The 11366-nt window shown below is 56.4% G+C and carries 14 protein-coding genes; 3 read left to right on the forward strand and 11 right to left on the reverse strand.

Annotation, left to right across the window (positions count from 1 at the left end; translation table 11 throughout):
• Positions 1 to 5 precede the first annotated feature (5 nt).
• Positions 6 to 485, reverse strand: coding sequence for an Lrp/AsnC family transcriptional regulator (locus tag ACZ48V_RS00835; protein ID WP_464540729.1), 480 nt, complete (start codon positions 483 to 485; stop codon positions 6 to 8).
• A 102-nt stretch (positions 486 to 587) separates the two neighbouring features.
• On the opposite strand from ACZ48V_RS00835, the gene ACZ48V_RS00840 reads away from it, so the two are divergent.
• A complete protein-coding gene (locus ACZ48V_RS00840) occupies positions 588 to 1781 on the forward strand; it encodes a trans-sulfuration enzyme family protein (protein ID WP_464540730.1) in 1194 nt (397 codons plus the stop codon).
• A 236-nt stretch (positions 1782 to 2017) separates the two neighbouring features.
• On the opposite strand, the gene ACZ48V_RS00845 is transcribed toward ACZ48V_RS00840, so the two are convergent.
• From ACZ48V_RS00845 to ACZ48V_RS00885, 9 genes are all read right to left on the reverse strand, one after another.
• Positions 2018 to 2515 carry a hypothetical protein gene (locus tag ACZ48V_RS00845; protein ID WP_464540732.1) on the reverse strand — a complete coding sequence of 166 codons (498 nt, stop codon included), beginning with the start codon at positions 2513 to 2515 and terminating at the stop codon, positions 2018 to 2020.
• A 68-nt stretch (positions 2516 to 2583) separates the two neighbouring features.
• Positions 2584 to 3252, reverse strand: a complete 669-nt coding sequence (locus ACZ48V_RS00850; RefSeq protein WP_464540734.1) for a hypothetical protein — start codon at positions 3250 to 3252, stop codon at positions 2584 to 2586.
• A 17-nt stretch (positions 3253 to 3269) separates the two neighbouring features.
• Positions 3270 to 3659 (reverse strand): hypothetical protein, encoded by a 390-nt coding sequence (locus tag ACZ48V_RS00855; protein ID WP_464540736.1) that lies wholly within the window; start codon positions 3657 to 3659, stop codon positions 3270 to 3272.
• A 191-nt stretch (positions 3660 to 3850) separates the two neighbouring features.
• Positions 3851 to 4258, reverse strand: coding sequence for a hypothetical protein (locus tag ACZ48V_RS00860; protein WP_464540737.1), 408 nt, complete (start codon positions 4256 to 4258; stop codon positions 3851 to 3853).
• 41 nt (positions 4259 to 4299) lie between these two features.
• Positions 4300 to 4725: a hypothetical protein gene (locus ACZ48V_RS00865; RefSeq protein ID WP_464540739.1), complete on the reverse strand. Its 426-nt coding sequence runs from the start codon at positions 4723 to 4725 to the stop codon at positions 4300 to 4302.
• Positions 4726 to 4733: 8 nt separating this feature from the next.
• Positions 4734 to 5165, reverse strand: coding sequence for a hypothetical protein (locus ACZ48V_RS00870; protein ID WP_464540740.1), 432 nt, complete (start codon positions 5163 to 5165; stop codon positions 4734 to 4736).
• 43 nt (positions 5166 to 5208) lie between these two features.
• Positions 5209 to 5622 (reverse strand): hypothetical protein, encoded by a 414-nt coding sequence (locus ACZ48V_RS00875; RefSeq protein ID WP_464540742.1) that lies wholly within the window; start codon positions 5620 to 5622, stop codon positions 5209 to 5211.
• Between the two features lie 54 nt (positions 5623 to 5676).
• Positions 5677 to 7083, reverse strand: coding sequence for a hypothetical protein (locus ACZ48V_RS00880; RefSeq protein WP_464540744.1), 1407 nt, complete (start codon positions 7081 to 7083; stop codon positions 5677 to 5679).
• 758 nt (positions 7084 to 7841) lie between these two features.
• Entirely contained in the window at positions 7842 to 8498 is a 657-nt protein-coding gene (locus ACZ48V_RS00885) for an RNA polymerase sigma factor (protein ID WP_217992495.1), read from the reverse strand.
• A 391-nt stretch (positions 8499 to 8889) separates the two neighbouring features.
• On the opposite strand from ACZ48V_RS00885, the gene ACZ48V_RS00890 reads away from it, so the two are divergent.
• Both ACZ48V_RS00890 and ACZ48V_RS00895 read left to right on the forward strand, forming a co-directional pair.
• Complete coding sequence (locus ACZ48V_RS00890; protein ID WP_464540745.1) at positions 8890 to 9960, forward strand: isoaspartyl peptidase/L-asparaginase family protein; 1071 nt, start codon at positions 8890 to 8892, stop codon at positions 9958 to 9960.
• A 31-nt stretch (positions 9961 to 9991) separates the two neighbouring features.
• Positions 9992 to 10294 (forward strand): Smr/MutS family protein, encoded by a 303-nt coding sequence (locus tag ACZ48V_RS00895; RefSeq protein WP_464540747.1) that lies wholly within the window; start codon positions 9992 to 9994, stop codon positions 10292 to 10294.
• A 168-nt stretch (positions 10295 to 10462) separates the two neighbouring features.
• Here ACZ48V_RS00895 and ACZ48V_RS00900 read toward each other — a convergent pair whose 3' ends face one another.
• Entirely contained in the window at positions 10463 to 11113 is a 651-nt protein-coding gene (locus tag ACZ48V_RS00900) for a hypothetical protein (protein WP_464540749.1), read from the reverse strand.
• Between the last annotated feature and the right edge of the window lie 253 nt (positions 11114 to 11366).

The raw sequence follows: 11366 nt of genomic DNA on the forward strand, positions 1-11366 counted from the left end.
ATCTTTTAATCCTTGCGCGCTTCCGGATAGATGGGCCAGGCGTCGGTGTGCTGCTGGTCGTAGATGAGCGAGGTTTCGACCTGCTGCACCTCGTCGCGGGCGGTGAAGGCGCTCAGGATCAAGTCGCGCAGATGCGCTGGATCGCGAACGGTGACGTGCAGCAGAAAGTCGGTGCGTCCGCCCAGATGGTAGCAGGCCACGACCTCTGGGCGCTGCACCGCGGCCTGCTGAAACTGCTCGACCGTGGTGCGCGAGTGGCTCCGCAGTTGCACGGCCACCATCGCCTGCACGCCAATGCCGAGCGCCTCCGCATCCACCACCGTACGCGTGCCGCAGATGACGCCCTCCTCGCGCAGCCGCCGCACCCGCATCAGGCAGGTGGATTCGGCGAGTCCGACTTGTTCAGCCAGCGTTTTGTTGGGGATGCGAGCATTCTTCTGTAGGATGCGGAGGATTTCGCAGTCCGTTTGGTCGAGCGTAGCCATAGCAGAATCGAACGAAGATAATTCGGAACGTTTGCGGATGCTGTAAGCGCTTCCGATTATACGAGCCCGTTACGTTCTTGTCCCATCGCTCCCTGATGCGCTATGCCTGCTTCTGATGATCTGTACACCACCGCGGTTCATGCCGGACGCGCTTCTGTTCATGCGCTGGGCAAGCACGCGCCGCCCATTGACCTGTCGTCAACGTATCCGTTCGACGATATGGACGCTGCCGCTCGCAGTCTCACCGAGCTGGCGCACGGTGCATCCACCGCCGAGACGCCCGTTTACGCTCGCCTGCACAATCCCACGGTAGCCCGGGCCGAGCAGGCCGTTGCCGAATTGGAGGGCGCCACCGACACCGTGGCGTATGCCTCGGGCATGGCCGCCGTCACCGCTGTGCTGATGGCCACGCGCACGCTCTGTGACAACAATGCCACGCCGCATGTTGTAGCTGTGCGCCCCATCTACGGCACGACCGACCACCTGCTCACCAGCAACCTGCTCGGGATCGATGTATCGTGGGCCGCCCCCGATGCGATTGCAGAGGCGATGCGCTCCACCACCGCCCTCGTAATGATCGAGACGCCCGCCAACCCGACGCTCGACCTGGTGGATATCCAGGCGGTGGTGAATCAAGCAGGAGATGTGCCGGTGGTGGTGGATTCGACGTTTGCGCCGCCCGTCATTCAGCGTCCGCTGGAGCACGGGGCCACGCTCTCTCTGCACAGCGCAACGAAGTTCCTGGGCGGACACGGCGATGTGATGGGCGGGGTCGTCTCGACCTCGGATGCGGACTGGGCCGCGGCGCTGCGTCATGTGCGGGTGGCTACCGGCGCGCTGCTGCATCCCCACGCCGCCTACCTGATGCATCGCAGCATGCCCACACTTCCGGCCCGCGTGGAGCGCGCGCAGTCCACCGCCACCGCCCTGGCCGACCGGCTGCAGGCGCACCCGGCGGTGCAGGCCGTGCACTTTCCGGGATACGATACCGCTCCCTGCTACACACGGCAGATGGACGGCCCCGGCACGCTGATTTCATTCGAGCTGGGCACGTACGACGCCGCGCGGGCGACAGTCGAGGCGGTCTCACTCATCACCGCGGCAGTGAGCCTCGGCTCCACCGACACGCTCATCCAGCACCCCGCCTCGCTCACCCACGGCGTAGTGGCCGACGACGCAAAGTCCGATCACGGCATCACGCCCGGACTGGTGCGCCTCTCCGTCGGCTTAGAGAGCGCGGATGCGCTGTGGGCCGATCTGGAGCAGGCGCTGGAAGCGTGTGCGGTGGCGGTGTAGGGAGCGGATGGGGTGCCGCTGGAGATGTGCGCATGGCTTTCTGTTCTAAGCGCCTCCTTCGCGTGTCGTCGTGTGCTTCCGCACAAGCAATACGCACTTACGAAGCCGCTCCATCGATCAATGTCTTCTCCACGACTGTCCATCCCTGGTCAGCGGTATAGGCCACAGTCAGATCGTACTCGTAGAGCGAGTGGTCTGATATTTCGACGGCGCGCACGACAACGCATCGGCGTGTGTCAAAACGTGCGTTGGCGGATTTCCCACACTGTCTCTTCCGCATCAAAGACAACAAGCAAAACGTCATGGTCACCGGTTCCCAACCCGATGATCATCGCCGTTGCGTCGTTCTCCATATAGCTGCGTGAATTGGGAAACGAAGACGCCACTGACGCCAGCGAATCGCCGATCTGAAGCTGAGCCTCCCCCAGCGACAATGTGTAGTCGGGAGATGCAATTTTGAAACTGTGCAGCTTGTCGTCTATGAACCTGAACTCCGAGCCATCAGCGTAGATGTACTGCACCTCTGTCTTTTCGTCCATCTCCAGGTAATAGTCCCTGGTATGTTCGGGATCACCGAATGCTGATGTAAGATCATCAGCACTATCCCCGTACGTGATTGCCCCTCCAATCTCTACCTCGTCTCGGTTGATGGTGTCGAATGAAGATGCTTGTGCCGAAACCAGTATGGGGCATAACAAAAGCAGGAAAGCCAGCGAGGTCAGTTTTGCTTTCATACGAATCGTTAAGGCGCTGATATTCGATTCAAACCTCGCTCGCTACTGCTCTGCGCTCCGAGTTGTGCCTACCAGGGACCCAGACGAGTGAAACGAATCATCTCCACAACATCGGTCTCATCATTCGCAAACAACAAGAACTGCGCGCGTCCCTCTTGCATCATTTCTGGGGCTCCGCCCCGCCCCGAGTCAGGAGCTGCAATGGGGATAGCCATAAAGCTATCGATGTCTTGAGCGTCGAATGTGGATGTATCACCCGCCTTGCGGTCGGCTTGCACAGATGGACTCAACGCCTCAACGTACATGCCTGGATACAACCGGGTCCCTGCAACAGTCAATGACCAATCGCAACCATCTATCTCAATGTTTATGACGCCAGTTGAGCCCTCATGCTCGTAGTATTCAATGCGGGCTCCCTCGTAGTCCAATGTTGTCGCATGGCGGGTTTGATCAACCGATACAGGTTCCCCCAGCATATTGATGATGGCATCGACTGAAGAGACCTCCAACAGCTCCTGGAATACCAGACCACGGTTCAGGGTCTGCACGTCGGCGCCATCACGCCCTATAGACACCCCCTGCAAATCTCCATAGCTGATGTATGGTCGTTCGCTCGTCTGTCCATGCATATCCTCGCCACGGAAAACATCGACATCTTGGGCATAGCCCGGAGCCGCGACCAGGCACAGCATCCACGCCACGAGCCAGCAGCGTTGCCAGAGGGGTTGTGCATACATGGCCTTTAGATATGTTGTTACGCGTATATAGCAACAAGATTATACTCAGTGTCGAAGACCATAATGTTTCCAGCTAAGGGCTCCCAGGGGTCGTCCCCAGGACGCTCCTCTAACGGACGAACGGTCTGAACTTTAAAATAGTAGTCCCCGGTTGTGTAGAAAAAGTTTTGATAGCGATAACTATCTTCTCCTTCTTCCATGTTTAGATAAGGGCGAACAAGCTCAGCACAGGCATCAGGATCCTGGTCGTTGGTCATCAGCCGCAGTTCGCTGGGAGAGGCGTCGATGCCGTCTCGCTGAAGTATATCTTGACGGCCGTCTAACATGCTCGTCACCTGTGCTCGGGCCCGGTTATTGCCTTCTTCGGGACAGCCAGTTGCCTGGGCGTGTGCAAGTTCATTTGGCATTATAAGGAGGAGAAGCAGGGCAGCTACGATAGCTCTGGTATCCATTTGACATAGTGTATAGGTGCTCGATAGCACTGAACACGATTCAGATGTGCTCACGTTCTGTAACGCAGCATATTTGTAAATCGAATGGTTTTATTTCTCCCGTTTGCATTGAGCAAGTTTCTTTCAGTTGTTGTCCCATGCAAAGCTTAAATCGTCATAAAGATTGAGCGTATTTCTCCCTCCGCGTCTCTTTTATTAACTATGAATACCGGACCTTCCGTCGACGGATTATCAGGATCGTACTTTGGGTAGTACATTTCAAAGTAATACTCGCCTGCCGTATAAAAGTAACTTTGAAAGTCATCTACTTCGTGGGGCTGCCCAATTTCATCACAAACATCGGCGTCCCGTTCATTCGTTATGACTCGCAGGGACTCAGCAGAAGGAGGCGGAAACGACTCAGAACCAGGTGTTGCTTCAACAAGTCTATCCCAGTCTTCTGTGATAAAATTGTGGATATACGACTGCGGGGCGTTACTTTCAACTCCATGACAGCCATTTGCCTGTCCATACGCAAGTCCACTGGTTGCACTTGTGAGAATGAGTGAGACCACAAGCTTAATTAGTAATCTTATACGCTTTTGAGGAAAACACATTATATTACATATATAACTACGGCATCTCTATTCTCGTCGTAGATGGTGAGCATACCACGAGGGGAGGTCCATTCGCCATTCTCACGACGCGGATAACCTACCGCAAAATAGTACGGTCCTGCTGTGTAAAGGTAGAAGTCATATTTGGAGTCTTCTCCTACCCCGCGTCCAATTTCGGCACATGCCTCGGGGTCTTGCTCATTGGTCATGACACGCAACTCGTTTACTGGTGGCACATCAATGTTGTCTTTTTCGAGGGAAGATATCCAACTTTCCTCAGTAAGCACATTTTCAAGCAGGCGCTCGGCTCGTTCGTTTGTCACCTCTGAGCAGTTGGGGTCGCCTTGGGCGTGGCCCGGAGCTGCAAGCAGGCAGAGAATGAGCAGTCTTATCCAGCAGTCTCGCAGAGGACGTCGATAGTGCATGATATGGTTTATATCGGTGATCCTGCAACTGCGTTTGCCTCCTCATCATATACAATAAGTATGCCGTTGGGGGTGGTCCATTCGCCATCCACGCGGCGGGGAAAGCCTACCCCAAAGTAATACGGTTCTGCCGTGTAGAGGTAGAAGTCATATTTAGAATCCGCTTCGACGTCCAGCCCAATCTTAGAACACGCCTCAGTGTCTCGTTCATTCGTCATAACATGCAGTTCTTCCACTGATGATACATCAATGTTGTATGACTCAAGACGGGATTTCCACTGTTCTTCAGTGATAACATCTTCGAGCAGCCTTTCGGCCCGATCGTTGGCTACGCCCGAACAGTTGGGGGTGTCTTGGGCGTAGCCCGAAGCTGCAAGCAGGCAGAAGGCACATGCAACGATCCAGCAGGTTCGCAGAGGACGTCGAGAAAGAAAACGCATTTCGACCTGAAAGCCGAATTTCTGTGCCTGGGATTAGAAACATCTACGGGACAAAAAAGGCAATAGCATTTGCATCCTCATCATACACTTCAAGCACACCAACTGGGGACGACCATTCGCCATTTTCACGACGCGGGTAGCCTACCGCAAAATAGTACGACCCTGCTGTATAGAGATAAAAGTCGTATTTGGAGTCTTCCCCTACCCCACGTCCAATTTCGGCACAGGCCTCGGGGTCTTGCTCATTGGTCATGACCCGCAACTCACTTGCCGGTGGTACCTCATAGTTCTCTTTTTTGAGGGAAGAGAACCAACCATCCTCGGTAAGAGTATTTTCAAGTCGATTTTCAGCCTGATCGTTGGTGACGCCTGAACAGTTGGGGGCTTCTTGAGCCACCACTGGTGCAGCGGCTGTAAAAGCAAAGAACGCGACTGTGAGAAGAATAATTTTATGCATGTCTTATCTAAACTTATACTAAACATAATTTTGTATGGGTAGGGTTTCAGTAAATCAGAAACCACATCGCTCAAATTCTGCGCTTCCCTCATTATCCACGTTTCCGTCTCCGGTAGTGTCTTCCCCCTGATACTCGATAACACCGCTTTCATCTATTACAAAATGATGTGATTCATTGGTATAGTCGAGTTCAAGAAAGGAAGACGAGAACTGATAGTCACCTGGACTTGGTTTACTATCGTATATTATATTAGGAAACGAGTCAGGATTTGCAAGGTTATCAACGCCATAATCTTCAAGAACCTCATCTGTGACGGCTTCATCTACGAGATCGTGGTCAGTGAAAACCTCTCCGTCAGAAAACGGATGCGTATGGATCGATCCAATTGCATTCGCAGGTGGAGGGCCTGGGTTCCCAAGTGTAATCGGCGAGTCTGCTGTCTGGTCGAACGGTTCTGTCTCAATTGTACTATCCTCATTGCGAACGATCCAACGTCCGTTCTCCAATCGATCTCCCTGGTTCGCCCCAAAGTTTGACTCGTCTTTCAGAGACTCAAGAATTCCCAATTCATCAAGCGTCTCCATGATCTCAGCATGCGTATCGTTGTCAAACTCCACTTCCGAGCAAGGGGTAGCGTCATCCTCCTCATCGTCACAATCCGCAGGTGGGTTGTCGCTTTCGCAAGGATCGACCGGCTCGCAGTCTGATCCGGGAGGTGTGCTCTCTACCGGGCTCGTGGCCGGGCCATCCCCTGTATTACATCCTTGGCCGTCGTCTCCATTTTCATTGCCCCCGCCACTGGCTCCCCCATCGTCTCCGTCAGGAAAGCTACTGCTGCCCTCATCTGAATCGTCTTCACAGACTGTGATGTCGTACTCGATATAATCACAGGTGTGGAACGGGCCGTCAACCGGTCCTACACAGAACAGCACCTCTCGTACTGTGATGGTTGTACACCCTCCACTCTTCGATGCAACCCCCTCTTCATCCTGGATCGCCTTATACGCCGCCGCTTCCAGTCCTGTCTCCAGAATCTGCTCCCGCGCCAACTGCTCCGCAGCGTCGGTGTCGGGCAGGATACAGTGCATGTACCGGACTCCGGTGAGGGCCGGGGCGGTTTCAGTCCGAGCCGCAACGCTCCATATCACGCGCCGCGTATCGTTCCCCGCTTCGGCAACAACCTCCTCCGGAAAGTGCAGATATCGGCTATGAAAGGCCACCTCGTCTGAATAGGGACGCGAGGCCAGGTAGCAGCCGTAGGCGGAGGCGTCGGCATTGTTCTTCGGAGCCGGATCGCCCGGCGTGAGCAGCTCGGACCCGGTGGGCATCGGCGCCAGTGCCAGCCCCGATGAATCATCGGGCACCGTACGTGCCGTGGGGTCTGCATCATCTTGTTGCAGATCTACAGACGAGTCGCAGCCTGCAACAAGGAGCAGCCCGCCCAGCAGCAGGAGCGGCATGGGGTAGAGTAAAGACGGTAGAGACGAAGAACGCAGACACGAGGCCGTCGAAGGCCAAGAAAAACGAACCAGCACGGGACACAGAAAAGGAAACCAGAAAAGCAGACGAGTACAGCGCAACGGCAGCAAAACAACCGTGTACAGCGTTGAGCCCGATCACGCCTCGTACCGACGGCGATCGTATGGGGCGCATGCCGATAGATATGTCACTCGGCATACGCAGACGGGCAGCTAAAATGCACCTATAGAGTAGCCCCCCCCCCCCCGCAGATCTGCAAGGCTGGATTGTAACGAAGTTGTGATCGGGATTTATCGCAGACGCCTTCGGTATCGGTAGTATGGATTAACGGGGAGTGTGTACATGTTTAGCGACCTGTAGCCCAGAACGGCATGCGCTCTACGAACATCTCTTCCACCCTGGCAGAAGCATACGGCTCACAGGCTGGGAGCGTCACATGAAGTACCGCTTCGGATCCACCCCTCAGTCGCTGCGCGACAGCTCCCCTCTCCAGGGGAGCGGCTTGTGATGGCACGTTTACACTTGTTTCTTCCTACACTAAAACACGTACACGAGAATCTGCTTGCGCCCGTCCGTCGAGGGAGATTGTCGGCTCTGCTCACAATTCTCGTTCATGGGTACCAGCGTAGACGCACCGACAAAAACGCCCCACCGAGAGCGTATCTCGATGGCGCGCGGTCTGGGTGTCGGGGGAAGCAACGTATGTTGCATCCCCCTGAACCTGTATGGTGTGCGGGCATCAGCTTTCGCCTTCGAAGGGGTAGACGTCCTTCAGGAGCGCTTGCAGCTTGGTTCGTCCGCGGTTGATGCGGCTCTTGACCGTGCCCATGGGCAGGCCAGTGATCTCCGCAATCTCGTCATAGGCCAGCTGCTGGATGTCGCGCAGCACCACCACTTCGCGGAAGGCGGGCGGGATCTCGTTCATCGCCTCCTGAATGTAGTGGTCCTGAATCGTGCTCTCCGCGTGCTTATCGGGCGAGAACGACTCATCCGGGATTTCCATCTCGTACTCTTCGTTGTCCCGGTTCACCGACTGGATGGACTGCATCCGGCGGCGTTTGCGCTTGCGATATTCGGAGCGTGCCAGGTTTCCAGCAATCGTGTAGAGCCACGTCGAGAACTTTGCAATGCGCCGGTACGAGTGGCGGTTGCGGTGTACGCGCAGGAACGTCTCCTGCAACAGGTCTTCGCAGCGCTTCATATCGCCCAGAAAGCGATAGAGGTACTGCATGAGCCGGTCGGAGTACCGCTCCACAAGAATATTGAATGCCTCCACGGTACCGGCCTGAAACTGCGACATGAGATCTTCGTCGCTCATGTCCTGGAGCGCATCATACCGGTTGAAGGACTTGGTGTCCTTCTTCGTCTTGGTTACGACTTCTTTGTCCTTCGCCATATATCTGCTGCTATTGCTACGTAAACGCCAGTGGAAGTCAGGGCGTATCTTAACTGTACACGCTTAATATTCACGCCGAGCCAAACCAAACGCAAATGTAAGTTGTCACGAATACGGTACGCCTTGACTTGTTCCTTACCTGTACTTGGTGGACACATTATAGCAGCAAATTGCAGTCCAATCTACCGCAATCCACTCCATACGTGAAAAAGAGCCGTGAAATCATGGCGCGGCGCGTCATTCTGGCGGATGCGTGCCGTATTGGCAACGCACCACAGGAGCCTGCCACAAAGCCGGTGGCCTTTCTCACACCTGTTATGTAGGTTGCGGGATGCAGGCGTTACCCTGCTCGTGTGTTTTCGTATACGCTACCCGACCCCTACTGTCTATCATGCGGTACACTTTCTTTTCCCTTATCGGCATACTCGCTACGGTAAGTCTTCTCGCAGGAAGCGCCCTGCTTCTGGGATGCAACAGTGAGGCGTCGTCGGAGCCCTCGACGGAGGCCCCCATCGCGCTGGCCATCCACGGCGGAGCCGGAGTGATCTCATCGGATGCGATGTCCGATGACGAAGATGCAGCCTATCGCGAAGCACTCAACGAAGCGCTCGACACGGGCTATGCAGTGCTTGAAGACGGTGGCACCAGTCTCGAAGCTGTGGAGGCGGCCATTATGGTGATGGAAGATAACCCGCTCTTCAACGCCGGACACGGTGCGGTCTTTACCAGCGACGATCGCGTAGAGCTGGATGCCTCTATCATGGATGGTGCAACCCGTCACGCCGGAGCGCTCACCGGCGTGACCACGGTGCGCAATCCGATCCAGCTGGCGCGCACCATCATGCATGAGTCGCCACATGTTATGATGGCAGGGGAAGGCGCTGAAACGTTTGCAGACGGCTTCGACCTGGAGCGCGTCGACAATGAGTACTTCCACACGGAGCGCCGCCTGCAGCAGGCCCGTGAGGCGCGAAGCGACGATGCCACCTCCAGCCTGCGCCTCTCCGAAGACATGGACGCACCGCTTGGCACCGTCGGCGCCGTAGCGCTCGACCGCGACGGGAATCTGGCCGCGGGTACTTCGACCGGAGGCATGACGAACAAGCAGTTCGGACGCGTGGGCGACTCGCCGATCATTGGCGCGGGCACCTACGCCCATAACGCCACCTGCGCGGTCTCATCAACCGGCCATGGCGAGTACTTCATCCGCAGCGTCGTTGCCCACGACATTGCGGCGCGCATGCAGCACGGCGGACAGGCGCTGGCTGATGCCGCTGATGCTGTGATCCACGATGCCCTGCCCAACCTGGGTGGAACCGGCGGCGTCATTTCGCTGGATGCAGACGGCACGGTAGCCATGCCGTTCAACACCGAAGGCATGTACCGGGCCTCAATCGATGCAGACGGTGAGCGTGTCGTGCGCATCTATGGCGATGCGGAAGAAGCCGAACGCACGGAGTAGATCTTCTTGCCTCCTCCATTCCAATATTCCGATGACGCCTTCCGAACCAACCGAATACCCGATCAACGGCGTGCTCGACCTGCACGTCTTCGACCCAAGTGTCATTGGCGATCTGGTGCCGGATTATCTGCGAGCCTGCCACGAGAAAGAGATCTACCGGGTACGAATTATCCATGGGAAAGGAACGGGTAAACTGCGGAAAGGGGTCGTAACGCTGCTTGATCGCGATCCGCTCGTGCTGCGGCACCGCCCGGCTACCGACAAGAGCAGCTGGGGCGCCACCATCGCATTCTTGGATCCAGGGGCCGAACCGGAGCGACCGGAGTCGGGGTAGCCTCCTTGTCCAAGCTGCGTCTTATACTCAACGCCGCCGAAGACAAGCAACGGGATTGACAGGGCTCCTCCGCCGTATCTGCTGAACGCCGGGGGATGTTTCGGCAAGCTTTGTGTCTGGCAGCAGCCTAACGCAGGTGCCCTGAAGCACAGGATTAAACGCAGGCAGTTAAATCCATGCGATGAACAGGCCGCCTCCGGGACGCACGGGCTGCTCGAACCGCTCGCCTTCGGGCAGGATCATGATCGCAATGCCGTGCGGGGCGCCGCGCTCACGGTCGGCGAAACGGGCACCGGCTTCGCGGCTCTGCTCGGCCACAGCACGCAGGGCTTCCTCTGAAGTGGATACAAAGTGATCGCCTGGAAAGAATGCATCGCCGGGGATGAACGCATCGCCTGGTATGCTCCAGGTACTGCCCGGTATAATTCGCCCGACGAGCCGCCCGACCTCGCGGGCACTGACCATGTCGCCCAGCGTGTGGCGCTCCCGTTCGGCGCGCAGTGGAATGCCATTCTGGCCGACGATAGCGCCTTCTCCGTCAAACACGGCGATCATAAGCTGGAGTGATGATTCGCCGATCTCACCATCGATTTTGAGACCCACCTCGCCGTGCTCGGCCATCCATTCGGCAAAGCGTTCGGGGGTGATGCCGTCCTCGGCAGAGCGCTCCAGCGTGGCCAGGGCGCGATCGCTAAACTGCAGGTCGAAGGCCGACTGTGCCTGCGCCAGCGGCGTGCCAATCATTAGCAGGAGCAGGAGCGCCCCCATGAGGCGGCTCGGGGATGCGAGAGCTTTCGTTACACGCGATTGCATAGACATATCCAGTTACTTTTGCGTTTTTGAGGGGGTATATTCACCGTGTAGTGGCTACTGTCATGGTACATGACAAAAAAATTGCGAGCCTTCATATTCGTCTCGGGCATCAGCGCCTTCCAGAATCAGAGGCGTCGATCAAAACCGTTTCAACGGGACGACTGCACTGTCACGCTTGATTGTTTCGCGTTTGAGCGCAAAATCCCTCCCCCTACATCCCCCTCCTCCGAGGGGAACTTCATGAAAGCGCCCTCTGGTT

The organism is Longimonas haloalkaliphila (assembly GCF_055379825.1).

Excerpts from the sequence above, each read along its gene's own strand:
- ACZ48V_RS00865 (WP_464540739.1), bottom strand. The coding sequence starts at position 4,725 with ATGCACTATCGACGTCCTCTGCGAGACTGCTGGATAAGACTGCTCATT.
- ACZ48V_RS00840 (WP_464540730.1), top strand. The coding sequence starts at position 588 with ATGCCTGCTTCTGATGATCTGTACACCACCGCGGTTCATGCCGGACGC.
- ACZ48V_RS00885 (WP_217992495.1), bottom strand. The coding sequence starts at position 8,498 with ATGGCGAAGGACAAAGAAGTCGTAACCAAGACGAAGAAGGACACCAAG.
- ACZ48V_RS00870 (WP_464540740.1), bottom strand. The coding sequence starts at position 5,165 with ATGCGTTTTCTTTCTCGACGTCCTCTGCGAACCTGCTGGATCGTTGCA.
- ACZ48V_RS00855 (WP_464540736.1), bottom strand. The coding sequence starts at position 3,659 with ATGCCAAATGAACTTGCACACGCCCAGGCAACTGGCTGTCCCGAAGAA.
- ACZ48V_RS00895 (WP_464540747.1), top strand. The coding sequence starts at position 9,992 with ATGACGCCTTCCGAACCAACCGAATACCCGATCAACGGCGTGCTCGAC.
- ACZ48V_RS00880 (WP_464540744.1), bottom strand. The coding sequence starts at position 7,083 with ATGCCGCTCCTGCTGCTGGGCGGGCTGCTCCTTGTTGCAGGCTGCGAC.
- ACZ48V_RS00875 (WP_464540742.1), bottom strand. The coding sequence starts at position 5,622 with ATGCATAAAATTATTCTTCTCACAGTCGCGTTCTTTGCTTTTACAGCC.
- ACZ48V_RS00850 (WP_464540734.1), bottom strand. The coding sequence starts at position 3,252 with ATGTATGCACAACCCCTCTGGCAACGCTGCTGGCTCGTGGCGTGGATG.
- ACZ48V_RS00890 (WP_464540745.1), top strand. The coding sequence starts at position 8,890 with ATGCGGTACACTTTCTTTTCCCTTATCGGCATACTCGCTACGGTAAGT.
- ACZ48V_RS00900 (WP_464540749.1), bottom strand. The coding sequence starts at position 11,113 with ATGTCTATGCAATCGCGTGTAACGAAAGCTCTCGCATCCCCGAGCCGC.
- ACZ48V_RS00845 (WP_464540732.1), bottom strand. The coding sequence starts at position 2,515 with ATGAAAGCAAAACTGACCTCGCTGGCTTTCCTGCTTTTGTTATGCCCC.
- ACZ48V_RS00835 (WP_464540729.1), bottom strand. The coding sequence starts at position 485 with ATGGCTACGCTCGACCAAACGGACTGCGAAATCCTCCGCATCCTACAG.